The sequence below is a fragment of the Luteimonas kalidii genome, assembly GCF_029887935.1.
Lineage (GTDB): Bacteria > Pseudomonadota > Gammaproteobacteria > Xanthomonadales > Xanthomonadaceae > Luteimonas > Luteimonas kalidii.
In genome coordinates, this window is sequence record NZ_JARXRO010000020.1 from 799746 (window position 1) to 825387 (window position 25642).

Annotated in this window: 24 protein-coding genes; 14 read left to right on the top strand and 10 right to left on the bottom strand. The window is 68.7% G+C overall.

Translation table 11 applies throughout. The features are described from left to right. Positions 1-54: 54 nt before the first annotated feature. Both QFW81_RS17185 and QFW81_RS17190 read right to left on the bottom strand, forming a co-directional pair. Positions 55-708, bottom strand: a complete 654-nt coding sequence (locus QFW81_RS17185) for an exopolysaccharide biosynthesis protein (RefSeq protein WP_280580436.1) — start codon at positions 706-708, stop codon at positions 55-57. Next, positions 698-2008 carry a hemolysin family protein gene (locus tag QFW81_RS17190; RefSeq protein WP_280580437.1) on the bottom strand — a complete coding sequence of 437 codons (1311 nt, stop codon included), beginning with the start codon at positions 2006-2008 and terminating at the stop codon, positions 698-700. The genes QFW81_RS17185 and QFW81_RS17190 overlap by 11 nt, the downstream gene beginning before the upstream one ends. 255 nt (positions 2009-2263) lie before the next feature. Between QFW81_RS17190 and QFW81_RS17195 the strand changes: the two genes are divergently transcribed. Further along, the gene (locus QFW81_RS17195; protein ID WP_280580438.1) at positions 2264-2890 is read left to right on the top strand and encodes a DUF47 domain-containing protein; all 627 of its coding nucleotides are present in this window, start codon (positions 2264-2266) and stop codon (positions 2888-2890) included. 13 nt (positions 2891-2903) lie between these two features. Further along, on the top strand, positions 2904-4031 hold the full coding sequence (locus tag QFW81_RS17200; RefSeq protein ID WP_280580439.1) for an inorganic phosphate transporter: 1128 nt from the start codon (positions 2904-2906) through the stop codon (positions 4029-4031). 176 nt (positions 4032-4207) lie between these two features. Here QFW81_RS17200 and QFW81_RS17205 read toward each other — a convergent pair whose 3' ends face one another. Further along, on the bottom strand, positions 4208-4618 hold the full coding sequence (locus QFW81_RS17205) for a hypothetical protein (protein ID WP_280580440.1): 411 nt from the start codon (positions 4616-4618) through the stop codon (positions 4208-4210). Between the two features lie 45 nt (positions 4619-4663). Here QFW81_RS17205 and QFW81_RS17210 point away from each other — a divergent pair, with 45 nt between their 5' ends. Together QFW81_RS17210 and QFW81_RS17215 are read left to right on the top strand one after the other, a co-directional pair. After that, on the top strand, positions 4664-5014 hold the full coding sequence (locus QFW81_RS17210) for an MGMT family protein (RefSeq protein WP_280580441.1): 351 nt from the start codon (positions 4664-4666) through the stop codon (positions 5012-5014). A gap of 90 nt (positions 5015-5104) precedes the next feature. Further along, a complete protein-coding gene (locus QFW81_RS17215) occupies positions 5105-5758 on the top strand; it encodes a rhomboid family intramembrane serine protease (protein WP_280580442.1) in 654 nt (217 codons plus the stop codon). A 28-nt stretch (positions 5759-5786) separates the two neighbouring features. Here QFW81_RS17215 and QFW81_RS17220 read toward each other — a convergent pair whose 3' ends face one another. Further along, positions 5787-6803: an SDR family oxidoreductase gene (locus QFW81_RS17220; protein ID WP_280580443.1), complete on the bottom strand. Its 1017-nt coding sequence runs from the start codon at positions 6801-6803 to the stop codon at positions 5787-5789. Positions 6804-6859: 56 nt separating this feature from the next. On the opposite strand from QFW81_RS17220, the gene QFW81_RS17225 reads away from it, so the two are divergent. Continuing rightward, positions 6860-7195 carry a hypothetical protein gene (locus tag QFW81_RS17225; protein WP_280580444.1) on the top strand — a complete coding sequence of 112 codons (336 nt, stop codon included), beginning with the start codon at positions 6860-6862 and terminating at the stop codon, positions 7193-7195. Then, entirely contained in the window at positions 7192-7500 is a 309-nt protein-coding gene (locus tag QFW81_RS17230) for a DUF3247 family protein (RefSeq protein WP_280580445.1), read from the top strand. The genes QFW81_RS17225 and QFW81_RS17230 overlap by 4 nt, the downstream gene beginning before the upstream one ends. 61 nt (positions 7501-7561) lie before the next feature. On the opposite strand, the gene QFW81_RS17235 is transcribed toward QFW81_RS17230, so the two are convergent. The 3 genes from QFW81_RS17235 to QFW81_RS17245 all read right to left on the bottom strand — a co-directional run bounded on the left by QFW81_RS17235 (position 7562) and on the right by QFW81_RS17245 (position 9522). Then, a complete protein-coding gene (locus tag QFW81_RS17235) occupies positions 7562-8218 on the bottom strand; it encodes a UdgX family uracil-DNA binding protein (protein ID WP_280580446.1) in 657 nt (218 codons plus the stop codon). A 3-nt stretch (positions 8219-8221) separates the two neighbouring features. Next, positions 8222-8506 (bottom strand): hypothetical protein, encoded by a 285-nt coding sequence (locus QFW81_RS17240; RefSeq protein WP_280580447.1) that lies wholly within the window; start codon positions 8504-8506, stop codon positions 8222-8224. A 257-nt stretch (positions 8507-8763) separates the two neighbouring features. Next, positions 8764-9522 carry a DUF4142 domain-containing protein gene (locus tag QFW81_RS17245; RefSeq protein WP_280580448.1) on the bottom strand — a complete coding sequence of 253 codons (759 nt, stop codon included), beginning with the start codon at positions 9520-9522 and terminating at the stop codon, positions 8764-8766. Positions 9523-9708: 186 nt separating this feature from the next. On the opposite strand from QFW81_RS17245, the gene QFW81_RS17250 reads away from it, so the two are divergent. The 4 genes from QFW81_RS17250 (at position 9709) to QFW81_RS17265 (ending at position 14075) form a co-directional block, all read left to right on the top strand. After that, positions 9709-10218 (top strand): ferritin-like domain-containing protein, encoded by a 510-nt coding sequence (locus tag QFW81_RS17250; protein WP_280580449.1) that lies wholly within the window; start codon positions 9709-9711, stop codon positions 10216-10218. A gap of 60 nt (positions 10219-10278) precedes the next feature. Further along, a complete protein-coding gene (locus QFW81_RS17255) occupies positions 10279-11190 on the top strand; it encodes a manganese catalase family protein (RefSeq protein WP_280580450.1) in 912 nt (303 codons plus the stop codon). A gap of 12 nt (positions 11191-11202) precedes the next feature. Next, entirely contained in the window at positions 11203-12078 is an 876-nt protein-coding gene (locus tag QFW81_RS17260) for an MBL fold metallo-hydrolase (RefSeq protein WP_280580451.1), read from the top strand. Positions 12079-12299: 221 nt separating this feature from the next. Continuing rightward, a complete protein-coding gene (locus tag QFW81_RS17265; protein WP_280580452.1) occupies positions 12300-14075 on the top strand; it encodes a S9 family peptidase in 1776 nt (591 codons plus the stop codon). A 51-nt stretch (positions 14076-14126) separates the two neighbouring features. Here QFW81_RS17265 and QFW81_RS17270 read toward each other — a convergent pair whose 3' ends face one another. Next, entirely contained in the window at positions 14127-14264 is a 138-nt protein-coding gene (locus QFW81_RS17270; RefSeq protein ID WP_280580453.1) for a hypothetical protein, read from the bottom strand. Between the two features lie 247 nt (positions 14265-14511). Between QFW81_RS17270 and QFW81_RS17275 the strand changes: the two genes are divergently transcribed. After that, complete coding sequence (locus tag QFW81_RS17275) at positions 14512-14973, top strand: hypothetical protein (RefSeq protein WP_280580454.1); 462 nt, start codon at positions 14512-14514, stop codon at positions 14971-14973. Between the two features lie 194 nt (positions 14974-15167). On the opposite strand, the gene QFW81_RS17280 is transcribed toward QFW81_RS17275, so the two are convergent. Both QFW81_RS17280 and QFW81_RS17285 read right to left on the bottom strand, forming a co-directional pair. Then, positions 15168-17201, bottom strand: coding sequence for a M13 family metallopeptidase (locus QFW81_RS17280; protein ID WP_280580455.1), 2034 nt, complete (start codon positions 17199-17201; stop codon positions 15168-15170). A gap of 149 nt (positions 17202-17350) precedes the next feature. Further along, entirely contained in the window at positions 17351-19444 is a 2094-nt protein-coding gene (locus tag QFW81_RS17285; RefSeq protein ID WP_280580562.1) for a M13 family metallopeptidase, read from the bottom strand. A 202-nt stretch (positions 19445-19646) separates the two neighbouring features. On the opposite strand from QFW81_RS17285, the gene QFW81_RS17290 reads away from it, so the two are divergent. The 3 genes from QFW81_RS17290 to QFW81_RS17300 all read left to right on the top strand — a co-directional run bounded on the left by QFW81_RS17290 (position 19647) and on the right by QFW81_RS17300 (position 25623). Continuing rightward, complete coding sequence (locus QFW81_RS17290) at positions 19647-21020, top strand: MBL fold metallo-hydrolase (RefSeq protein WP_280580456.1); 1374 nt, start codon at positions 19647-19649, stop codon at positions 21018-21020. Between the two features lie 108 nt (positions 21021-21128). Further along, complete coding sequence (locus tag QFW81_RS17295) at positions 21129-22022, top strand: ABC transporter ATP-binding protein (RefSeq protein ID WP_280580457.1); 894 nt, start codon at positions 21129-21131, stop codon at positions 22020-22022. A gap of 10 nt (positions 22023-22032) precedes the next feature. Then, a complete protein-coding gene (locus QFW81_RS17300; RefSeq protein ID WP_280580458.1) occupies positions 22033-25623 on the top strand; it encodes an ABC transporter permease/M1 family aminopeptidase in 3591 nt (1196 codons plus the stop codon). Positions 25624-25642: the final 19 nt, after the last annotated feature.

The following is a 25642-nucleotide window of genomic DNA, read 5'->3' on the forward strand; positions in this document are numbered from 1 at the left end:
TTCGCCGCCCGCACGCTGCGGCCGGCGCGACCCTCCGCGGCATCGTGCCGCGCCCTATGCGAACAGGCTGCCGATCCATTGCGTGGCGGCGGTGGCGAGCGCGCCGCTGAGGATGCCGAACACCACGATCGCCGCGATCCCGACCGCCCAGCACACCAGCATCAGGCCGCCGTCGCGCTCGAGCAGGGCGAAGGCGTAGACCAGCAGCAGGATGCCGAACGGGTAATTGGTGAACGGGATCGGCAGCGCCAGCAGGATCCCCAGCAGCACCAGCAGCAGGCCGGTGAACATCGCCGCCGCGCGGTGTTCGATGACCCCGGTCAGGCGCGGCCTCACCACCCGTTCCAGCCGCGAGAGCCAGGGCCCGATCGTGCGCTGGAACGCCTGCAGGCTGGAGCGCCGTGGACCGCGCCGGGCGATGAACCGCGGCAGCCACAGCTTGCGCATGCCCACCAGCAGGTGCACGCCGACCAGCACGGTGAGCGGGCCGCCGATCGCCCCGCCCACGCCCGGGATCGGGATGAAGGCGGGCAGGGTGGAGACGAACAGCAGCATCCCGAACACCTGCCGGCTGAGCCCGGCGAGGATGTCCTCCAGACGCAGGTGATCGGTCGGGTCCCCGGTGGCCAGGGCGTCGAACAGTTCGCGCGTGCCGAGGATGTGGGCCTGCGCGCGCCCGGTCGAATCCGCGGGATCGTCAGCGCTCATCGCCGGTCGCATCCTCGAGGCGCTGCAACAGCAGCTTGTCGATGCGCGGGCCGTCGAGGTCGACCACCTCGATCCGCCAGCCGGCCCAGTCGAAATGCTCGCCCACGTGCGGGATGCGGCCGAACTGCGCGATCACCATGCCGGCCGCGGTGTGGTAGTCGTGCTCGTCCTCGGCCGGCAGTTCGCCGCCGCCGAGCAGTTCGCGCGCGGTCTCGACCGAGATGCCGCCGTCCACCAGCAGCGAGCCGTCGTCGCGGGTGGTGATCTGCGGGATCGAATCGGGGCCATCGCCACTGAGCTGGTTGCGGCCGATCACCGCCTCCATCACGTCGTTGACGGTCACCAGCCCGGTCACGTCGCCGTATTCGTCCACCACCAGCGCCAGCGACTGCTGCTCCTCGCGCAGGATCTCCAGCAGTTTCAACGCCGGGGTCGACTCGGAGACGAACAGTGCCTCGCGCAGGTACTTGAACAGGTCGAACTCGCGCTCCTCGAGCCGGTCGATCAGCGACTTGATCTCGAGCACGCCGGCCACTTCAGCGTCACTGCCGCGGTACACCGGATAGCGCGAGAACGGCGTGGCGCGCATCGTCGACAGGTTCTCCTCGAAGCCCTCGGCGATGTCGAGCCAGGCGATCCGCGTGCGCGGCGTCATGAGGCTGGCCGCTGTGCGGTCGCCCAGGCGCAGCACCCGGTTCATCATGTTGCGCTCGTCGGCGTCGATCACGCCCTGCTCGTGGCTCTCGCTCACCAGCAGCCGGATCTCCTCCTCGGTCACGTTCGCGGCCTGGCTGTGGTTGAGCCGCAGCAGCCGCAGCATCCCGCGCACGGATGCGCTGAGCAGCCAGACGGCCGGGGTCGCGATCCGCGACAGTCCGTGCATCGGCAGGGCGACGAACGCGGCCACCCGCTCCGGCGCCAGCAGCGCCAGTCGCTTGGGCAGCAGTTCGCCCAGCACGATCGTGAGGAAGGTGATCAGGCCGACCGCCACCACCACGCCGATGGTGCCGGCGTAGTCGCCCGCGAGGGGCACGTGGCGGGCCAGCCAGACGCCGATCGCCGCGCCGATGGCGTCGCCGCCGAACATGCCGGTCAGGATGCCGATCAGGGTGATGCCCACCTGCACGGTGGACAGGAAGCGCTCGGGGTGCTCGGCCAGCTCCAGCGCCTTGCGCGCGCCGCGGTGGCCGGCCGCCAGCTGCTTGAGCCGGCCCTTGCGCGAGGTGACCACCGACATCTCCGACAGCGCGAAGAACGCGTTGCAGGCGATCAGGACCAGGACGATGAACAGCTCAAGCACGGGCGCGCCTCCGGGGGGCGGCCGTGGCCGGGCTCAGGCGGGAGCGACGGCCGCGGGCGGGGCCGGAGGGGGGCGTTCTAGGGTCGTCGTCCATGGGGGCGGCGGCGCGTCGCAGGCGCGGCAGGCCATCATAACACCCGGTTCCGCAAGGCCTTTGCAAGGGCGGTCCGGGGCCGGGGGGTTGGCAGCCGGCGTCATACAACCGTCATAATTCCGCCCCGAAGGCCGTCCACCCCGTGACGGCGGGATCGCGCGATGTTTTCCTTGCAGACCATGTTCGGCCAGGGCAACCAGTTCTACACCCTGCTGGAGGAGGCCGCGGTGGCCGCCCACGACGCCGCGAAAGCCCTGCACGCGATGCTGCGCGAGGCCGACCGCCAGCCGGCCCTGGACGCCTTCAAGCTGGCCCGCCTGCGCGAGCGCGAGGCCTCGGACAAGATCAGCCAGGCGCTGGTGGACAGCTTCATCACCCCGATCGAGCGCGAGGACATCGAGGCGCTGGGCTCGGCCCTGTACAAGATCCCAAAGCAGATCGAGAAGTTCGCCGACCGCTACTCGCTGGCCACCCAGCACCTGGAACACATCGACTTCGCCCCGCGCGCGGCCATGCTCGAACAGTCGGCCGAGGTGGTGGTGCAGATGGTCAGGCAGCTCAGGCACATGAAGCTCGAGCCGATGAAGGCGCTCAGCGACAAGCTGCGTTCGATCGAGAACGAAGCCGACCGGCTGATGCTCGAACTGTACCGGGACATCTACTCCGGCAAGCTCGACCCGCTGCAGATGTTCCTGCTCAAGGAATTCTTCGAGATCCTGGAGAAGGCGATCGACCGCTGCCGCGGGGCCGGCGTGGTCGCCTACGAAATCGTGCTCAAGAACTCCTGACCGGGCCGCGACGATGCTGACCCTGGTCCTGGTGGTGGTGCTCACCGCCCTGGTGTTCGAATACATCAACGGCTTCCACGACACCGCCAATTCGATCGCCACCGTGGTCGCCACCAAGGTGCTCTCGCCGATGCAGGCGGTGGGCCTGGCGGCGGGCATGAACCTGATCGGCGCGCTGGCCGGCACCGCGGTGGCGAAGACGATCTCCTCGGGCCTGATCGACGCCGGCGTGATCGAGGTCGGTTCGCAGCTGATCCTGTGCGCGCTGCTGGGCGGGATCACCTGGAACCTGATCACCTGGTGGTTCGGGCTGCCGTCCTCGTCCTCGCATGCGCTGATCGGAGGGCTGCTGGGCGCGGCGCTGGCGGCGGCGTACAACGATTTCGGCGTCGTGATCTGGTCCGAGCCGACCGAGCCGCTCTACCGCAGCGCGGGCGTGCTGTGGAAGGTGATCGTGCCGATGGTGTCCTCGCCGGTCCTCGGGTTCGCGGCCGGCTTCCTGATGATGGGCGTGCTGTTCTTCGTGATCTCGATGATGAGCCGCAGCGGCGGGATCCTGGCGCGGATCGCGCGGCCGCGCTGGGTCAACGGATTCTTCGGCAAGGCGCAGATCATCAGCGCCGCCGGCATGGGCTTCGCGCACGGCATGAACGATGCGCAGAAGACGATGGGCATCGTCGCCCTCACCCTGGCCAGCGCGCAGGCCGCCGGCACGCTCGACGTGCTGCCGGCGTGGCTGGCGTTCCTGCACCCGTCCGAGGGCGCGCTGACCGACGGTGACATCGACACCTGGATCAAGGTCACCTGCGCCCTGGTGATGGCGGCGGGCACCGCCGCCGGTGGCTGGCGCATCATCAAGACGCTCGGCCACAAGCTGGTCAAGCTGCACCCGATCCACGGTTTCGCCGCCGAGACCAGCGCCGCATCGGTGATCCTGGCGGCGTCGTCGCTGGGCATCCCGGTCTCGACCACGCACAACATCTCGTCCGCGATCATGGGCGTGGGCACCGCCAAGCGCCTGAACGCGATCAGGTGGACCGTGGTGCACAAGATGATCTGGGCCTGGATCCTGACCATCCCGATGTCGGGCGGCATCGCCTACCTGCTGTTCCGCATGCTGCAGAACTTCGGCTGGGCGTAGGGCGGGGACGCCTGGGCGGAGTCCCTCCGGGTTGTATCCAGGTCAGCGTCGGCGTTTCTTCCGGGCACCCGGGCGCTGGAGACTCCCTAGGTCAAAACGGTCTCGCCCCGTCTTTTGTCGGCATCCGGGCGCGTGAGATTCTCGAGGCAGAGAAGGGCGCCGCCCCGTGTCCTGCCCTACAGCAGGTCGCCATCGGCCGAGAGCGCGCGCTCGAGGCGGTCGCCCATGCCGCCGATCTCCAGCACCACGCGGCTGATCTCCGCGGCACTGAGGCCGTCGTAGGGGCGGTTCTCGCACAGCTGCAGGTAGGGCACGCCGTCGAGCTCGCCGATCGCCAGGTAGCCCACGCGCGTGTTCCAGTTGAAGGCGAGCGCGCGGCGGGCGTCGATGCCGGTGATCGGCGCGATCACGGTGCTGGTGCGCAGGTAGTTGCGATCGTCGTCGTCCTGCAGTTCGGCCAGGAAGATCGCCTGGTGCCTGCGTCCGCCGTCGAGCGAGAGCTCCACGCACACCACGTAAGGCTCCTGCATCGTGACCCGGAAATCGCCGCCCAGGAGGTGGCGGCGGATCTGTTCGAAGTTCTGCATGGCGCGGGGATCGCACGGCGGGACGGAGGGCTATCCTAATGGCCGATGGCCGCCCTGTCTGCCGATCCTTCCGCCCGGGCACGGATCCTCGAGGCGATCCGGGATGTCCCGCACGGCGCCGTGGCCGGCTACGGACACATCGCGCGCCGCGCCGGGCTGCCCGGGCGGGCGCGTCTGGTGGCGCGCATGCTCGCGGACAATGCGGATCCGACCCTGCCCTGGCACCGGATCGTGCGCAGCGACGGACGCATCGCGTTTCCCGCCGGATCGAAGCCGCACCGCGAGCAGGTGCGGCGCCTGCGGGCGGAAGGCCTGGCGGTGGTAGCCGGGCGCGTGCGCATGCCGCGCGCCGAGGAACTCGACGCCGCGCTCTGGGGGCCCGCAGGACATCGCTGAACGCGGTCGCCCGCTTCGCGCCCGCGCGCGCGGAGACCGGCCGGCGCGTCGCGCTTGCGCCGTTATCATGGGCGCAGTGCAGGAGCGCCGATGTTCACCAATCTTCCCCCCGTCACCAAGGCCTTGCTGATCGCCAATTGCGGCGTGTTCGTGCTGCAGCTGCTGCTCGGACCGGCGCTGGACGCGCTGATGCTGTGGCCGTGGCTGCCGTCCGAGGTGGCGCCGTACGCGCCGCACAGCTTCATGCCGTGGCAGTTGCTCACGCACGGCTTCATGCACAGCCCCAGCAACATCGCGCACCTGCTGTTCAACATGCTGGCGCTGCTGATGTTCGGCGCCCAGCTGGAACATGCCTGGGGCCAGCGGCGGTTCCTGACCTACTTCCTGGTGTGCGTGGTCGGGGCCGGGCTGTGCCAGCTGCTGGTGGTGTCGTGGAGCGTGCGCAACGGAGGCGGGTACTACCCGACGGTCGGCGCGTCCGGAGGCGTGTTCGGCCTGCTGCTGGCCTACGGCATGCTGTTCCCGAACCAGCGGGTGATGCTGCTGATTCCGCCGGTGCCGATGAAGGCGCGCACCCTGGTGATCGTCTACGGACTGATCGAACTGGTGCTGGGCATCACCGGCACCCAGTCGGGCGTGGCCCACTTCGCGCATCTGGGCGGCATGCTGTTCGGCTGGCTGCTGATCCGCCACTGGCGCGGACAGCCGCCCTTCGGCGGCCGCCGCGTGCGGCGGGTGGTGTAGCGGCGGGTGGTGTAGCGGCGGTCGCCGCTCAGCTGCGTTCGAGAATCTCGCCGTGCGCATCCAGACCGTGGATGCGGCCGCTCTCCCCCGGCGTATGCAGGGTTCCGAGCGGCTGCAGGGGCGGTTCGTCGTGCTGCTGCCGTCCGGCCTGCAGGGCGGTCATCCGGTCGCCGAGCCGGGGGATGAGTTTGCTGACGAACGTGTCGAGGTGCGCCATCGCGCCCACCTTGAGATCGCGGCCACCGTGACTGGCGGCGTGCAGGATCGTCTCCGCGACCCGCTGCGGATCGATCGTGGGCTCGGGCAGCTTCGGTTCGCGGCCCATGTAGTTGCGCGCATGCTGGGGGTAGGGGGTGTTGACCGCGGTCGGCTGGACCAGCACGATCGAAACCTGCGCATCGTCGACATGGGTCTGCTCGACGCGCAGGGCGTCGGTAAAGCCTTTTACCGCGTGCTTCGAGGCGGCGTACATGCCCTGCAGCGGCAGCACCGCGTCGGACACTTCGCTGCCGACGTTGACGAGCACGCCGCCGGACGCGCGCAGGGCCGGCAGGGCCGCGAGCGACCCGTTGACGAGACCCCAGAAATTCACATCGAAGAGGCGGCGATGGTCCTTCTCCGCGACTTCGTCGAGACGGCCGTAGATCGCGACTCCGGCATTGTTGACCCAGGTGTCGATGCGGCCCTCGGCGGCCAGGATCTCCTGCACCGCCGCATCGACCTGGTCGCGCGCGGAAACGTCGACGCAAAGCGCATGTGCGCGACCCGATCCCTCTCCGATCACGCCGACCACCTCATCCAGGGTGCGACGGCTGCGCGCGAGCAGCCACACGCTGGCCCCGCGTTCGGCAGCCAGCAGCGCGGTGCACAGCCCGATGCCGCTGGACGCGCCTGTCACCACGATGACCTGTTCCTCGATGGGCTTGTGCTGCATGAAGATCTCCTCGGGACCGGAACCGGACCCGACCGTAGATCGATGCCCATCGCCAACCGGTGAACACGCGCAGATGCGTGAACCCGCGCTCACGCAGGACGGCGACGTCATGCCCGCTGGACGTCACGGCGACTAGCGTCTGCAGCCTGCCTCGAGAGGACGACGCGATGCGCATCACCTTCGTCGGCGGGCCCTGGCACGGCACGTCCAGAACCTACGAAGATCCTGTTCCGGAGCGGATCGCCGCCGGGCCGGACGCTCATTACGTGGCCTGGGACTGCCACGCGGCGACGCCTGGCGTCGTGGCGGGTCCGCTCGAGCACACGCATCCATACGTCCTGGAGACGTTGATGCCTCCCCATCTGCTGGAACGGGTCCAGGACCTGCTGCTGCACCCCACTGTTCCCGGAGCCGCCGCGTCGGCGGGCGCCACCGCGATGCCGTCGGACGCCGCGAACGCGATGCCCCGGCCTGCGGCCGGTGCGCGTGGGGCGGCCGCATGACGCGGCGCGCCCAGCGCGTCTGCGTGGAGCCCGGGGCCATCGACCGGATGACCGGACTGCTTCCGCTGCTGGACGAGGAAGCGCACGTGCGGGTGACCCTGGAAGATGGCCGGCGGATCAGCGGGGTCGTCCTCGTCAAGCCCGGTCTGCAGACCTTCCTCGACGCGGCCGGCAACGAGGGCGTGAACGCGGTGGTCAAGCTCGACGACGTGGACGGTTCCGGAGAGGCGCGGTCCTACTGGCTCGACACATTCGTGGAAGTCACCCGCTATGCGGGCACCGGAACGGACGATCGCATCGGCTGACGCGGGTGGCCGCGCCTCGCGCCGGGCAGTCGACTCGTGCGCACTCCGTTCCGCCTGCCGACTATCGCGCCTGGTCCGCCAGGCGACGCGCGGCGGCGGCGAGATCGCCGAGCAGATCCGCCCGCGCCGCGGCGCGATCCTCGCCACGCATGCGCAGGATCGCGGACGGATGCCATGTCGCCAGTGCCTCGGCCTGCGGGCCGAAGGGTCGCCACTGACCGCGCTCGCGGGTCAACCGGAATCCGCTGCCGAACATCGTCCCGGCAGCCATCGCCCCCAGCGCGATCACGACCCGCGGGCGCAGACGCGCCAGCTCCGCTGCGAGCCACGGCCTGCACGCAGCCTGTTCGGCCTCGTTCGCCCGCTTGTGCAGGCGCGCCTTGCCGCGCGGCGTGTACTTGAAGTGCTTGACGGTATTGGTCATGTACAGATCGGCGGGATCGAGCCCGACCTCGGCGAGGGCTTCGCGGAGCAGCCGTCCGGCAGGTCCGACGAACGGGCGGCCCTGGAGATCCTCCTGGGCCCCCGGCTGCTCGCCGATCAGCATCAACCTGGCCCTTGCGGGCCCCCGTCCGAACACGGTCCGGGTCGCATCGCGCCACAGCGGACAGCGCCGGCAAGCCGCCGCGTCGCGCCGCAACTGGGTGAGGCTTCCCGCTGGAATGTCATCGACGGGTTTGGCCAGCGGGGTCGGCGGCGCGAGCGGATCGCGACCCACGGTTCAACCGCCGCTCTCCGGGGGTGGCGAGCGCGTCGGTTCTACAGGTGCGGGGTCGCGCGGCCCTGGGTCCGGCTGCCGCCGGCATTCGTCGAGATCGGTCCCGGACAGGCCTTCGCACGACCGTGGACCGTCCACCGGCCCGGGAGGCGCTTCGGGCGCCTCGACCGGCCGTGCCGGCACGTCGTCGCTGGGGACGGTACCGATCGGGTCCTGGTGCTTCTCGCACCCGGACAGACCGATGAACAGGGCGGCGGCAAGCAGGACGCGCGTGGTCTGGAATGGCATCGCAGTCTCCTCGTTGTTCCGCCCCCAGCGTTGCACCGCCTCGGCCCGCAGCATGTGAAGCCTTGGCGGATGCCCGCCGCGCGCATCCAGATCTGGCACGGCCCACCAATGACGCGGGAATGTTGATCGGTGCCGGTGCGGCACGGCGATGCGGCTGCCACCGGACGCGCAACGTTGCGGGTGTCGAACCGCCAGCGCGGGCAGGCGTAGGTCGCCTGCCCGCAGGGTGCGCCGGCCGGATCAGGCGGCACGCCGGATCATTCGCCCCGCTGCAGTTCGCGCGCCAGTTCGAGGTGGCGTGCGACATGCTCGCGCGTGGTCTGCAGATGCGCGCGCGCGTCTTCGGAGGTGGCCGCGGGAATCAGGCGCTGGTCGAGGCTGGCGAGCGCCTCGGTGTGGCCTGCGACCATCGCCTCGACATAGGCCTGGCGATACGCGTCGCCGTCCAGCGCGCCGAGCGTGGCCAGCTGCCGTTCTCCCTTCTGCATCTGCTGCCGGGCCTGCGGACTGCCGGAATCGGCGCCCAGGGCGGAGGTCTGCTCCCGGTTGCGGGTGTGCTCTTCGATCATCATCCGTGCGTAGTCGGCGACGGGCCCTTCGACGCCTTTTTCCAGCGCCTGTTCGCCGGCCGCGATCTCGTGCTCGTTGATCGCGTTGAGCACACCCAGCGCCTCGTCCTCACCCGGGCTGCCCTCGGTGGTCATGGCTGCCTGCGCATCGGCGGCGGCGTCCATCGGGACACCGGCCTCCGGCGCGGTCGAGGACGTGGGGTCTGTCGGCGTTGCGGGGCTCGCGGCCGGCTGTGAGGAGGCGGTCGCGTCGTCGGCGGTGTGGCTTGCGTTGCCGGCACCGTCGCAGGCCGACAGGCCCAGGGTGGCGATCGCGAGCAGGGTCAGGGAGAGATTGCGGTGCGTGGTCATGATGGCGGACTCCGTTGCGTAACTGGGAGGAAATGGCTGGTACGAACGCGGATCGGTCTTCGTCGAAGACATCGATGCGGCGGCAGGCAGCTTCACCACCCACGGATGAAGAGAACATGCGCCCGCGACGCGCCTGGGCGCGCGATGCCGCGACGCCAATGCCTTGCTCACACGCCGCGGCGGTCGATCTCGTATGCAGCGCGTGAACTCCGGAAGCGATTCACGTCCTGTGTGTCGCCGCGCTCCTAACGTCGGCGGTCCCCACCCACGAGGAGTGACGAGATGCCGGAGGACCGCAACGAACGCCTGCTCACATGGCTGCGCGATGCACATGCCATGGAACGCGAAGCCGACACCATGCTCCGCACCATGGGCTCGCGGCTGGAACACTATCCGCAGCTGCGGGCGCGCATCGAACAGCACGTCGACGAAACGCGCGGCCAGATGGAGACGCTGGAACGCTGCATCGAACAGCTCGGCGGTTCCACATCCACGGCCAAGGACGCGATGGGCAGCGTCATGGCCACCATCCACGCCATGGGCAACGCCATGATGGAGGACGAAGTCGCCAAGGGCACGGGCCTGAGCTACGCGTTCGAACACCTGGAAATCGCCACCTATCGCGCCCTGGTGCTGGCCGCGCGCGAGGCGGGGCAGGAAGAGATTGCCGCCGCCTGCGAAACCATCCTGGCCGAGGAGGTCGCGATGGCGGACTGGCTGTTCGCCAACCAGCCCGATGTCATCCGTGAATTCCTCGCACGCGACGCCGAGGGCGTCGACGCCAAGCGCTGATCTTCTGCGCCGAGCCGCCGGCGCCAACCTCCCCCCCCCCGTGCCCCACCGGAGCCCCCGATGTTTACGCACAACAAGCGTCTCCAGTACACCGTCCGCGTCTCCGAACCCAATCCCGCGCTCGCCAACCTGCTGCTCGAGCAGTTCGGTGGTCCGCAGGGCGAACTCGCCGCTGCCATGCGCTACTTCACCCAGGCGCTGGCCGACGACGACCCGGGCCGCAAGGACATGCTGCTCGACATCGCAACCGAGGAACTCAGTCATCTGGAAGTCATCGGGTCGCTGGTCGGCATGCTCAACAAGGGCGCCAAGGGCCGGCTGGCGGAGGGCGTGGAGGAGGAGGGCGAGCTGTTCCGCTCGCTGCAGGGCGCGGGCAACGATTCGCACCTGACCCAGGTGCTCTACGGCGGCGGCCCGGCGCTGATCAACTCCGGTGGCCAGCTGTGGAACGCAGGCTACATCGACAGCATCGGCGAGCCGACAGCCGACCTGCGATCGAACATCGCGGCCGAGGCGCGCGCGAAGATCGTCTACGAGCGGCTCATCAACGTGACCGCCGATCCCGGCGTCAAGGAGGCACTGACTTTCCTGATGACGCGCGAGATGGCGCACCAGAAATCCTTCGAGAAGGCGTTGTACTCGATCGAACCCAACTTCCCGCCGGGCAAGGTGGCCGGCATGCCCGAGTTCCAGGAGATGTACGTGAACACGTCGCAGGGCGAAGGCGACATGCGCGGGCCGTGGAACAGCGATGCGAACTTCAAGTACGTGTCCGATCCCGCGGAATTCTCGTCGATCGGCGGCGACGGCGGCGCCGAGGTGCTGCTGCCCGAGGCCGAGCAGACGATGCTCGCGGCGATGGCGATGCGGGTCACCTCTCGCCCGGATGTCGATCCGATCACCGGGATCGAGCTGGGCAAGGCCCCGGGCACGATGCCACGTACCACAGCGCGACCTGCGAACGAAGAGTAGGCGGCGGTCAGCGTGCGGCTGCACCACCTCAATTGCATCTCGACCTGTCCGCTGGGCGGCCGTCTCATGGACGGCCGCTCCTTCACGCTTGCGGCGCGGGGACACTTGGCCTGCCATTGCGTTCTGGCGGTCACGAACACCGGCTTGGTCCTGGTCGATACCGGCCTGGGGCTGCGCGATGTCGCCAACCCGCGCAGTCGCTTGAGCGGGTTCTTCCTCGCCCTTCTGCGTCCGGAGCTTCGCGAGCAGATGACGGCGTGCCGACAGATCCAGCGGCTTGGATTTTCCCCGCGCGATGTACGCCACATTGTGCTCACCCACCTGGACTTCGATCATGCGGGTGGGCTGGATGATTTCCCGCATGCCCGCGTGCATATGCTCGCGCGCGAAGCGGAGTATGCGCAGTTGCAGACGACCTGGCTCGACCGACAGCGCTTCCGGCCCGCGCAGTGGTCGAGTCGTGCGCGCTGGCGGAGCTATGAGCCCGGCGAGGGTGAGCGATGGATGGGTCTCGGCGGCGTCCGCGCGCTGGACGGACTACCCCCTGAGATTCTGATCGTGCCGCTGCCGGGGCACACGCACGGACACGCGGGCGTCGCGATCCGCGCCGCGGACGGCTGGATTCTGCTGGCGGGCGATGCGTACTTCCACGCGAACGAAATGCTGGCGAGACCGTCGTGCCCGCCGGGACTCAGGCTGTACCAGACGATGATGGAGAAGGATCGCCGTCTGCGCTTGTCCAACCAGGAACGTCTGCGCCGGCTGCGCCAAGCGCATGCGAGCGAGGTCGAGATCTTCTGTTCACACGATATCGACGAGTTCGAACGGCTCAGCGGGCGCGCCGCGAGTATGCCCGCTGCCGGCGTCGTTGCAGCGGAGGCTGCATGAGGGACGATGTGGCACGAGCGCGGGGGGGGCGGGGTGTCCGAGCCGTCGGTGGACGACCTGATGAAGCACGTGATGCTTGCCGACCTGCGCGCGGGTGAGAGAGGCTGGCTGTTCACGGCGACGACGCAGCAGGCCGACGACGACAACAGCCGGACCGCGATCTGGTACTGCGATCGCCTCGGGACGGTCCGACCCATGGTCTGGTCGGGAGGCGCACCGGTGTGGTCAGCGACGGCGAAGATTTCGCGTTCACGCGCCAGATCGACGGCCGTCTCGAAGCGTTCGTGCTCCCGATGGCGGGCGGAGAGGCCCGTCAGGTCACGCATGGCCTGGACCGGCTGCAGGCGATCGAGGATTTCGACGGCCGTGGAAGCCGCTTGCTGATTCTGAAGGCTTGCGAGGATTCGCCGCCGGACGCGCCCGTAGTCGCGGAGCATCTTCCCTACAAGCTGGACGGCGTCGACACGGCCGCGGGCCAGCGGATCGAGCTCGGGCTGCTCGACGTGGATTCGGGGGCGTATTGCTGCCTGGTCGCGCGCAATGGCCAGATCAAGGAAGCGCGCTGGGACCCCTGCTTCAAGCGGATCGCGTTTGTACAGACGCGGCAGGGACGCGAGCGCCACTGGACCGACCTGTTCGTCCGCGACGCCGACGGTGAAGTCCGCAGGCTGACCGACGCGCTGCCTTCGGTAGGCGGCATCCGCTGGTCGCCGGACGGCAGCAGGATCGCGCTGGCCGCTTCACAGCGTGAAGGCGAGGCGATCGTACAGCTGTACGTGGTCGATGTGGACAGCGCCGAGTGTCATTGCCTGGACATCGAAGTCGATGCGCCGGACGCAGTCGAGTGGCAGGAGGACGGCTTGCGCCTGCGGGTCGTTCAGGCATCGCGCGGGTCCTCGCGGGTGGTCACCGTGGACTTGTCGGGGCGGATAACCGTTGTCTGGGAGCATCCGACGCGACAGGTGTTGGGCATGGCTGCCTGCGGCGCCGCCCTGTGCCTGCTGGTCGCAGGTCCGGACGCGGGGCCCGAACTGTGGATCGTGGGCGCTGAAGGCGAGAACGCGCGTCGGGTGAGTGACTTCAACGCGTGGCGTGGCGAACGGCCGCCCCTGGATGCCCAGAAGCGACAGTTCCGCGTTCCCGACGGGTTCGGCGGGACCGAGGAGATCGAAGGTTGGCTGATGCTTCCTGAGGGGGAGGGTCCACATCCGCTGCTGTTGGACATGCACGGCGGGCCGCAAAGCCATGTGCGCTTTGAGTTCGAGCGGCTGGTCCACTGGCCGGTGCTCGTGCAGCATGGTTGGGCCGTGCTCGCTCTCGATACGGTCGGATCGGCGAGCTATGGCCTTGAGTTTGCGCGCCGGCTTTGCGGGCACTGGGGGGAGATCGACTGGCCGCAGTGGGAGGCCGCCGTTGCGCACCTGCGCAACGAGGGTGTCTGCGACAGCTGTGTCGCCGTCTTCGGGCACTCCTATGGAGGCTTCCTTGCCGCTTGGGCGCTGACCCGCGCCCCTGAACTGTGCTGTGGCATCGCGTCGGGGCCCATCGCGAACATTGAATCCCACACCGGCACCTCGGACACCGGGTATTACGTCGGCCCGTATGCGATGGACACTGACGAGGACTATCGGTTGCGGGAGCGTTCTCGGGCGCTGTCCCCAGTGACCCACGCGCATGCGATCCGGTCGCCGCTACTGCTGCTGCAAGGTACCGATGATCAGCGCTGCCCGCGTGGCCAGTCCGAGGAGCTTCTGACCGCCGTATCGAGGTCGGGTGCGACGCCGGTCCGACTCACGCTCTTTCCAGGCGCCGACCACCACGTGTCCACCACGGGACGTCCAAGTCATCGCCGCGCCTATTACCACGCTCTGGTGGATTGGCTGGAGCGCTGGCGGAACAACCGGAGCCGGCCAGTCTCGGATCTCCCCACGCGTCCTCCCGCGGAAACACCTGCAAGCGACGCCCGCATTTCAGAAGTTCGCTCCGCTCCACAATAAGCAAAAGAGCCCCGCATGCGGGGCTCTTTTTTTGGTCAGAACCGTGAGCCATCAGCGACGCTGTTCGCGCTCTTCCTGCTCGTTCTCGTCCTGCTGGCCGCGCTGCTGCTGGTTGCGCTGCTCCTCGTTGCGCTGCTGCTGGTTCTGGTCCTGGCGGTTGTTCTGGTCGCGCTCGTTCTGGTTGGCCATGACGGATCTCGGTAGTGCCGGCGGCTTGCCGGCACGCAATCTGCGCGCGGCGCCGTCGCAAGCGTGTCTGCAAGAGCGTGTTTTCTCGATCACACGCACACGTGACATCCGTGAACACTTCAAACCGTGATTACCGTGAAACAAACGTGCACGCGCTTATAACTTCACGTATACGCTCCCTTACATCGCGATACTTAATTTTCATGTCGGGGCGGTCCGGTCGATTCTTATCAGGGAAGCTTTAATCATGACGACACCAACGCCTGTTCTCCTGCCGGGAGGGTTCACCTGGAGAGACAGTCCCGATGGCTGCACCCTGTTTGCAGGGGGTGCCGCAGTCTTGCATGTCACGCGGCAGAACGGCGGCTGGATCGTGCGGGTCGACGTCCCGGGCGACGACACCCATTCACGTAAGGTCGTCGTCGGTTCACGCATGGCCGGCGTACGCTTCGGCAACAAATGGGCGCGTTCGCACAAGGAAATGATGACGCGGTTCGACCCGCGCGTGCGGCAGGACCGCGACCCTTTGCGGCAGGCGGCGGCAGAACGGAAACCGGATGGGCGCTCGGGGGATGGAGCCGTCGGCTCGACTTCAAGTATTAGTCCTGACGCCCTGCGTCGCGAACTCGACGAGGCGCGTGCGCTGAAGGATGAACTCAACATCCATCTCGAACGCATCGAATTGATCGTCGAGGAAATGATACGCTGAAGGTGTGCTCCGGGCGCGGTCACGCCGCCAGGCGCAGGTAGCGCCTCGCGCGCATCTCCGCTGGCAGCCCGCGCCCGCGATACGCGGACGCGAGCAGTAGTGACATTCGCCGGCGCCGCATGCGCGGCCACGATCGCAGTCCGCCGATCCGTGCGTGCCGACGCATCGGCGCGCCGGACGGCGCGGTTCCCGGCCTACTTCGCCGCTGCGTCCGCGGGCTGGCGCCAGATCGACACCTGTTCTTCCGGCTTGCGCACCATCGCCGTGCCCGCCTTGCACTTGAAGGTCTCGGCGAACGCCGGGAGATTGACGAGCGGCCCGTTCGCGCGCCACTGGCCGGGTGCCTGCACGCGGGTGCGCGCGGCATCGGCCGCGGTGTCGGCCGCCAGCTGTTCGCGCCACAGTGCCGCCCAGGCGCGGAAGAAGGATTCGCGAGCTTCCGCGTCCAGTTCCGGCTGGGCGTTGGCCAGCGCGGCCGAGGCGAGTTCCACCGCCGCGAGGTCGGCCATGTTGCCTTCGCTGGTGAGCGTGCCGTTGACCTTCACCCCGTTCGCCGCGGGATAGTCGTAACCGGCGTACTGCACCGCGAGCTGCTTGGCGCGGGTGCCGAACGCGGCTTCGTCGGCGGGCGTCCACCAGTTGCGCACGTTGCCGCTGGCGTCGACCAGCTGGCCCTTCATGTCGACCGAGCGGCTGAGCTCGTGGCCGACCAGCGCGCCGAAGCTGCCGTACTGCGCCGCGGTGTCCTGCTCCATGTCCAGCACCGGCGCCTGCAGCGCGGCGGCCGAGACGATCAGGCGGTTGTGGGCCATGTCGTACGCCAGCACCGGCTGCTGCGGCTGCACGCCCCAGCGCCGCTGTGCGTCGCCGCTGCCGATGCGGCGCATCTCCTCGCGCCGGTGCCAGGTCGAGGCGATCAGCATGTTGCTGCCGAAGCTGGTGCGGCCCATCGGCTGCACGCTGAAGTCGTAGTCGCGCTGCGGTGCGCCGATCTCGATCGTGAGCCTGGCGAGCTTGGCCAGCGCCTCGGTGCGCGCGGCTTCCGACATCCAGGCGTTGCCCTCGACCGCGCGCACCAGCGCGGTGCGCACGTCGCCGGCGATGGATTCCGCGCGCGATCGCGTGGTCGCCGGCAGGTAGCGGGCCACGTACTCGCGCGCGAGCATCGGGCCGGCGGCGCGGTTGATCGCGTCGAGCACCTGCACGTCGCGCAGTGCAGGCGTGGTCTCGCCGCGCAGCACCCGGCCATGGAACGAGAAGTGCGCGTCGCGGAAGTCCTTCGCCAGGTACGGCGCCATCGCGTTGCCGATCTGGTAGCGCAGGTACACCTTCCACTGCGCCGGCTTGAGCGAGCGCACCAGGCCATCGACCTGGGTGAAGTAGTCGGCGTGCGCCATCGACACGTTCTGGTCGGTCACGCCCTGCGCGGCGAGGAATTCATCCAGCTGCAGGTTGCGGAACTGCTTGCCCAGGCCCTCGGTGGGCACCAGGGCGTAGTTCTCGCGCGGATCGCGCAGTGACGTGAGCGGACGGGAGATGCGCGCCAGGCGCGTTTCCAGGTCCAGCACCTGCGCCATCTCCTCCTTGAGCTGCTCCTGCGACGTACCGGTCAGGGCGAGGATCTTCTCGACGTATTCGGTGTAGCGGCCGAGCAGGGCGCGGGTATCGGCGTCCTCGCGGGTGTAGTAGGCCGGGTCGGGCAGCGCCAGGCCGCCCTGGGAGAAGTAGCCGACGTAGCGGTCCAGGTTGGCCAGGTCGAGGTCGGCGGTGAAGTTGAACACCACCGGGATGCCGACCTGGTGCAGCGCCGCGATCGAGGGCGCGATGTCCTTGCTGCGACGGATGCCCTCGATGCGCGAGAGCAGGGTGGCGATCGGCTGCGCGCCGTCGCGTTCCACCGCCGCCTCGTCGATGCCGCTGGCCCAGAAGTCGCCCAGCAGCTTCTGCACGTCGTTCTGCGGGTTGAGCACCGCGTCGTCGAGCAGCGCGCGCTGCTGCAGCAGGGCGCGCTGCTGCAGGGTGCCCAGGGCCGACACCGTACCGCTGCCGCTGACCACGGTGTTGGCGGTCAGCCAGTCCTTGTTGACGAAGGTGTAGAAGTCGCTGCACGCGGTGATCGCAGGCTGGGCCGGCGCGCGGCGCTTGCGCTGGGCCTCGGCATGGGGAGCGGCCAGCGCGAGCACGAGGCTGGTGGCGAGGGCGGCGGCGAGCGGCGTGCGGATCGGCATCGAACGGGTCCGGGGCGGAATTCGGGAGCCGCGATTCTAGCAAGCCGCTCCGGGCCGGCCCCAGCTGCCCGGTCACGGATCGTCGCGCCACCTGAATGGAAAAAGCCCGGCCAGGCCGGGCTTCTTCGGTCATCGACGGGAGGCGGGCCTTACCAGATGACGACCTGCTCCTCGCCCCCCCGCACCATCGCATCGCCCGGCTTGCAGTCGAAGGCGGCGGCGAACGCGGGCAGGTTCGACGGCGCGCCGATGGCCCGGAACCCGGCCAGCGCGTGCTCGTCGGTGACCAGGCGCTTGCTCAGCTCTTCCGGGGTGAAGTTGCGGCGCCACACCGTGGCCCAGTTGAGGAAGAAGCGCTGGTCGCGGGTGAGGCCGTCGGTCATCGGATCGGGTGTGCCGGCGGTCGCCTTCTTCATCGCGTCATACGCGGTCGCCAGGCCGCCGAGGTCGGCGATGTTCTCGCCCAGGGTGTGTGTGCCGTTGAGGTTGCGGCCGTCGTCGGTCTTGTAGCCGTCGAACTGCGCGACCAGCTTGCCGGTGCGGGCGCGGAAGCCGTCGAAGTCGGCCTGGGTCCACCAGCCCGGATCCGGCAGGAAGGTGCCCTTGGCGTCGAAGCGGCTGCCCTGGTCGTCGTAGCCGTGGGTCATCTCGTGGCCGATCACCGCGCCGATGCCGCCGTAGTTGAGCTCTTCGGTGGCATCCGGGTCGAAGAACGGCGGCTGCAGGATCGCGGCGGGGAAGGTCAGCTGGTTGGCGAGCGGGTTGTAGGAGGCGTTCACCGTCTGCGGGCGCATGCCCCATTCGGTCTTGTCGACCGGCTGCCCGATCTTGGACAGGTCCCACTTGTAGTTGAACTCGGTCGCGGCCAGCACGTTGTCGAGGTAGCTGTCGCGGCCGGTGGCCAGCCCGTTCCACTCGCGCCACTTGTCCGGATAGCCCACGCGCGGCTCGAACGTGGCCCATTTCTCGAGCGCCCTGGTCTTGGTCTCCGGGCTCATCCATTCCAGGTTCTCGATCCGGACCTTGAGCGCCTCGCTCAGGTTGGCGATCAGCGCCTCCATCTTGGCCTTGGACTCGGGCGGGAAGGCGACCTTCACGTACAGCTGGCCCATCGCCTCGCCGACCTGGCCGTCGATGGTGCCAAGCACCCGCTTCCAGCGCGGCTCGAGCTCCTTCTGGCCGCTGAGGGTCTTGTTGTAGAACTCGTAGTTCTGCTGCACGAAGGCATCGGACAGGTAGGGCGAGGCGCTGTCGACGACGTGGAATCGCAGGTAGCTCTTCCACTGCTCGACCGGCACGTCGGCCAGCATCGCGTCCACTTCGCGGAAGTAGTCGGGCACCGAGACCGAGAACGTCTCCGGCTGCTCGACGCCCTGGGCTTCGAAGAACTGCGTCCAGGAGAAGTTGGGGGTCAGCTTGTCGGCATCGGCCACCGGCATCGGGTTGTAGTACAGCGACACGTCGCGCGAGAACTCCGCGCGCGACTTCGACGCCGCCGCCAGCCGGGTCTCGAACGCCATCACATGCTCCGCCTGCGTGGCCGCATCGGCCGCCGGCACTCCGGAGAGCTCCAGCACCTTGGCGATGTGGGCCACGTAGGCCTCGCGGATGTCCTGCTTGTCGGCATCCTTGTAGTAGGGCGTGTCGGGCAGGCCGAGCCCGCCCTGGCCGGTGGCGGCGATGTTGATCGACGAGTCCTTGAAGTCCGGCATCGATCCGACGCCGATCAGGAAGCCCTGACCCCTGGCGGCGGTCTCGCGCAGCCAGGCCGCGATCGCGGCACTGTCGGCGAGCGCGTCGATGCGGGCCAGTTCGTCGCGCAGCGGCTCGATCCCTTCGGCGTTGATCTTCGCCTCGTCCATGCCGGTGGCCCAGAAATCGCCGACCAGCTTCTCCACGCCGCCGGCATTGGCGTCGGCGGCGGCCTGTTCGGCCAGCTGGTGCTGGATCGCGGTGGAGCGCTCGTCGAGCATCTCGAACGCGCCCCAGCTGGTGCGGTCGCCGGGGATCGGATGGGCGGCGAGGAACTTCGCGTTGGCGTAGCCGGCGAAATCGGTGCAGGCGTTCTTCGAGGTGTCCAGGTCGGCGAGCTGGAACTGGTTGAGCGGCGGCAGCTTGCTTTCGTCCAGGGTCATCTCGCGCGTGGCCTGCGCGTCGGCCGGAGCGGCGGCGCTGGCGTCGGCGGGGGCGGTCTCGCGCTGGCAGGCCGTCACGGCCAGGGTCACGGCGAGGGACAACAGCAGCAGTCTGGGTGCGGTGGGGCTCACGGGGATCTCCGGTGTCGGTGGAACGGCGACGACGGCAACCGCCGGGGCCGGCTGCGCGGCACTGTACGCCCGCGCATGCGGGCTCGAAGGTGTCGAAGGTCATGTCGGGAGCCGGGCCGGCATTCACGTCCCTGCCGCGATGCGCGCAGAATCAGTGGTTTGGCGGCGGGAGAGCGGCATGCGGGTGCATTTCCATGGTGCTGCGGGCGAGGTCACCGGTTCGATGCACCTGGTCGAGGCCGCCGGCCGCCGCATCCTGCTGGATTGCGGGATGATCCAGGGCGGGCGCGGGGCGGAGGCGCACAACTTCGAGCCCTTCCCGTTCGATCCGACCGCGATCGACGCGCTGGTGGTCAGCCACGCCCACATCGACCATATCGGCCGGATCCCGCGACTGGTCCGGCAGGGATTCCGCGGACCGGTCTTCGTGCAGGCTGCCGGCGCCGACCTGATGCCGGTGATGCTGCTCGACGCCGCCTCGCTGGCCGAGAACGACGCCGAACGCGAGAACCGCCGCCGCCGCGCCGGCGAACCCGAAACCATGCCGCTGTTCACCCGCGACGACGTGCACGACTTGCTCGGTCTGCTGCAGCCGCTGGACTACGACGCGCGCACGCGGATCCTGCCCGGCGTGGAGATCGCCTTGCGCGACGCCGGCCACATCCTGGGGTCCTCGATCGTCGAGCTCTGGGCCGATGGCCGCAAGCTGGTGTTCTCCGGCGACCTCGGCCCTGCGGGAACCCCGATCCTGCGCGATCCGGTGCAGGTGCGCGTGGCCGACCTGGTGCTGATGGAATCGACCTACGGCGATCGCAACCACCGCGACCGGCTCGACACCATCCACGAATTCGGCGAGTTGCTGGAACAGGCCTGGAACGCGCGCGGCAAGGTGCTGATTCCGGCGTTCGCGGTCGGGCGCACGCAGGAACTGCTGTACTGGTTCGCCCGCTACTGGGACGAGTGGAAACTCTCGCGCTGGCGGATCTTCCTCGACAGCCCGATGGCGGCCAAGGTGGTGGCGGTCTACGACCGCCACCAGGCGCTGTTCGATGCCGACGCGCGCCAGGTGTGGAAGGGGCGGCCTGCACCCTTCACGCTGCCCAACCTGCACATCACCGAATCGACCGAGGCGTCGATGGCGATCAATCGCATCGACAACGGCGCGATCGTGATCGCCGGCAGCGGCATGGCCAACGGCGGCCGCATCCTGCACCACTTCCGCCACAGCATCGACCGGCGCAATACGCACGTGGTCTTCGTCGGCTACCAGGCCGAAGGCACGCTGGGCCGGCGGCTGGTCGATGGCGCGAAGTGGGTCCGCATCCACGGCCACGACCACCGCGTCGGTGCGCGCATCCACACCATCGGCGGGCTGTCCGCGCACACCGACCAGCGCGGGCTCATCGACTGGTACGAGGGCTTCGAAGGACACCCGCCGCTGGTGCTGGTGCACGGCGAGGACAGGGCGCGCGAAGCGCTCGCCGGCGAGCTCGGTGAGCGCGACGGCGTCGACGTGCGGCTCGCGCGGCCAGGAATGGTGGTCGAGGTCTGAGGCATCGCGCCGTGTGACCTCCGACACCCTGACCAGTCACATGGGCGGCCGCCCGGCCGTCACCGCTACCATCCATGCAGCCGGGCATGGAGCCCGAGGGGACGTTCGATGCTCGCGATCCGCGACCTGTGCAAGACCTACGCCAACGGCGTGCATGCGCTCGACCACGTGAGCCTGGACATCCCGCGCGGGATGTTCGGCCTGCTCGGGCCCAATGGCGCGGGCAAGTCCTCGCTGATGCGCACGCTGGCGACGCTGCAGGAGGCCGACAGCGGCAGCGCCACGCTCGAAGGCGCCGACGGCACGCCGATCGACGTGCTGCGCGACAAGGACGCGGTGCGGCGCCAGCTCGGCTACCTGCCGCAGGACTTCGGCGTGTACCCGAAGGTCAGCGCCGAGGACCTGCTGGAGCACTTCGCCGTGCTCAAGGGACTCACCGTCCGCGGGCAAAGGCGCGAGGTGGTCGACGGGCTACTGAAGCAGGTGAACCTGTGGGATGCGCGCAAGCGCAAGCTCGGCGGGTTCTCGGGCGGCATGCGCCAGCGCTTCGGCATCGCCCAGGCCCTGCTCGGCAACCCGCGGCTGGTGATCGTCGACGAGCCCACCGCCGGCCTCGATCCCGAGGAGCGCAACCGCTTCCTCAACCTGCTGGCCGACATCGGCGAGCAGGTGGCGGTGATCCTGTCCACGCACATCGTCGAGGACGTGACCGACCTGTGCCCGACGATGGCGATCATGAACAAGGGCCGGGTGCTGCTGACGGGCCGCCCGGCCGACGCCATCGCGGAACTGCGCGAGCAGGTCTGGCGCAAGCAGGTCGGCAAGGACGCGCTGCCGGGCTACGAGGCCAACCACACCGTGCTGTCGACGCGCCTGGTCGGTGGGCAACCCGTGATCCACGTGTTCAGTGCGCAATGCCCGGAGCAGGGCTTCGAGCGCATCGATCCGGACCTCGAGGACGTGTACTTCCGGCAGCTCCGCCTGCAGCGCCAGGCCGCGTGAGGCGCCGCCGATGATCCTCGAATTCTTCCGCTTCGAGCTGCGCGAGCAGTTGCGCTCGCCGCTGCTGTGGTTCCTTGCGGTGCTGTTCGCGCTGCTGGGGTTCGGTGCCGCGGCCAGCGACGCCGTACAACTCGGCGGCGGCATCGGCAACGTGTACCGCAACGCGCCGATCGTGGTCGCGCAGTGGCTGACCGCGTTCACCCTGCTGGGCATGCTGATCGTGCCGATCTTCGTCAGCGCGGCGCTGCTGCGCGACTTCGAGCAGGGCACGGCCGAACTGTTCTTCGCCAGCCCGATCCGTCGTCGGGACTACCTGCTGGGACGGCTGGCGGCGGCGATGCTGGCGAGCCTGGTGGTGTACCTGGTGATCGCGCTGGGCATCTTCATCGCCCAGTTCATGCCGTGGATCGACGAGGCGCGGCTTGGGCCGGTATCGCTGCGACCCTACCTGTGGGCGTTCGCGGTGATGGTGCTGCCGAACCTGGTGTTCACCGGCGGGCTGCTGGCGCTGCTGGCGGCCGTGACCCGGTCGATCCTGTGGGTCTACCTCGGCGTGATCGGCTTCTTCGTGCTGTACGGCGTCAGTGCGGCGATGATGAGCGACCTCGACAACGTCTGGCTGGCGACCCTGCTCGAACCGCTCGGCATCCGCGCCCTGGCACGCACGATCCGGTACTGGTCGGCCGAGGAGCGCAACACGGGACTTCCGGCCTTGGCCGGCTACCTGATCGCGAACCGCGCACTGTGGATCGCGCTGGGGCTGGGGCTGTTCGCGGCCACGTTCGCGCTGTTCCGCACGCAGCGCACCGGCACCGGTCGCGGCCTCAGGTGGCGCAGGGCGCGCGCGGCTGAAACAACCGAAGAGGTCCCATCGTATTCGACCCCGACGGCTGCCCCGCCGCGGGTCGCACCGGCGTTCGGCCCCGGAACCGCGCTGCGCCAGTTCCTGCACCAGGTACGCTTCGACACCGCGGGCGTGCTGCGCAGCGTGCCGTTCCTGGTGATGCTGGCCTTCGGCCTGGCCAACTTCATCCCCACCGCGCTGTCGATCCAGTCGATGTACGGCACCGACGTGTATCCGGTGACCTCGCGGATGCTCGATGCGCTGCGTGGCAGCTTCAGCTTCCTGCTGGTGATCATCGTGATGTTCTACGCCGGCGAGCTGGTGTGGAAGGAGCGCGCGGCGAAGATCCACGAGGTCACCGACGCCGCGCCGTTCCCCGGCTGGGTGCCGCTGGCGGCGAAGTTCTGCACGATCGTCGCGGTGGTGCTGCTGTTCCACGCGATCGGCATGCTCGCCTCCGTGGCGATCCAGCTGGCCAAGGGCTACATTGCGATCGAGCCGGCGCTATACGGCAAGGCTCTGCTGCTCGATTCGGCGCCGTTCGTGCTGATGGGTGGCATGGCGCTGGTGCTGCAGGTGCTGGCGAACAACAAGTTCATCGGCTACGGCCTGCTGGTGCTGGTGGTGCTGTCGCAGATCGTGCTCGACGTGCTCGACTTCACCCACAACCTGTACACCTTCGGCAGCTGGCCGAACGCGCCGTATTCGGACATGAACGGTTACGGCCACTTCCTCGCGGGACAGCTGTGGTTCCAGGGCTACTGGGGCGCGCTGCTGCTGGCGCTGCTGCTGCTGAGCGCCGGGCTGTGGGTGCGCGGGGTCGACCAGGGCCGGCGCCAGCGCTGGGCGCAGCTGCGCACACGCATGCGCGGCGGCCTGGGCATCGCCTTCGTCGCGGCGCTTGCGACGTTCGCCGGCGTCGGCGCCTGGCTGTTCTGGAACACCAACATCCGCAACGAGTACATCTCGCCGGAAGGCCAGCTCGACCTGCAGGCACGCTACGAGCAGGAGTACAAGCAGTACGAGCACCTGCCGCAGCCGAAGATCGTCGCCAGCCGGCCGCTGGTCGACCTGCGGCCCGAAACGCAGTCGATGACCGCGGACGTGGCCTACACCGTCCACAATCCGCATCCCGAGGCGATCGCCGACGTCCACCTGCAGGTCGATGACGACGACACGCTCACGTCGGTCGAACTGGGCGGGCAGAGCCTGGTCGCCCGCGACTCGCCGCTCGGCTACCGGATCTACCGCCTGTCGCGCCCACTGCAGCCGGACGAGCGGCGCGAGTTCCGGTTCCGCATGGAGTTCGTTCCCAAAGGCATCACCAACACCCAGGCGCAGACCCAGTTCGTCGACAACGGCAGCTTCTTCAACGGCCGGCTGTTCCCGTCGTTCGGCTACAACCCGCGCGCCGAGATCGAGGACCGCAACGACCGCCGCAAGCGCGACCTCGGCGAGCCGCGGCGGATGCCGAAGCTCGAGGACGAAGCCGCGCGTGCCAACACATACCTCGGCGACGATGGCGACTGGATCGACTTCTCGACCATCGTCTGCACTGCGCCCGACCAGGTCGCGCTGGCGCCGGGCTACCTCGAGCGCGAGTTCATGCGCGATGGGCGCCGCTGCTTCAGCTACGCCATGGACCAGCCGATGCTGGACTTCTACGCTTTCCTGTCGGCGCGCTGGCAGGTGAAGAAGGGCGCCTACAAGGACATCCCCATCGACGTCTACCACGACGCCCGGCACCCGTTCAACGTCGACCGCATGATCGAGGCGACGCAGAAGTCGCTGGCGTACTTCGAGGAGCACTTCACCCCGTACCAGCACCGCCAGTTCCGGATCATCGAGTTCCCGGGCTACGCCAGCTTCGCGCAGGCGTTCGCCAACACGATCCCGTACTCGGAGTCGATCGGCTTCATCACCGACCTGCGCGACCCGGACAACATCGACTACGTGTTCTACGTCACCGCGCACGAGGCGGCGCACCAGTGGTGGGCGCACCAGGTGATCGGCGCCAACGTGCAGGGCGCGACGATGCTGTCGGAGACGCTGGCGCAATACTCGGCGCTGATGGTGATGGAGCAGGAGTACGGCCGTGCGCAGATGCGCCAGTTCCTGCGCTACGAGCTGGATCGCTACCTCGGCGGACGTGGCGGCGAACGCCTCGAGGAGCTGCCGCTGTACCGCAACGAGAACCAGCAGTACATCCACTACCAGAAGGGTGCGCTGGTGATGTACCGCCTGCGCGAAGAGCTGGGCGAAGCCGCGGTGAACCGCGCGCTGCGGCGATTCCTGCAGGACAAGGGCTACCAGCGGGCACCGTTCGCCACCTCTCGCGAGCTGGTGGGCTATTTCCGCGAGGAGGCCTCGCCGGTCCAGCAGGCGCTGATCACCGACCTGTTCGAGAAGATCGTGTTCTACGACAACCGTGTGGTCGAGGCGACGTCGAAGAAGCGTGCCGACGGCAGGTACGACGTGACCCTGCGGCTGCACGCGGCCAAGCGCGAGGCCGACGGCAAGGGCAGGGAGACGCCGGCGGAACTCGACGACTGGATCGAGGTCGGCGTGTTCGCGCGCGGCCCCTCGGGCAAGGAGCGCGACGAGAAGGCGCTCTACCTGGAGCGGCACCACGTGACCACGGAGGATCCGGTGGTCACCGTGACCGTCGACGAGGCGCCGTTCGAGGCCGGGTTCGATCCATATAACAAGCTGATCGACCGGGTCGCGGACGACAACCGCAAGCGCATCACGATGTAGCGGGCACGCACGCGCGCGC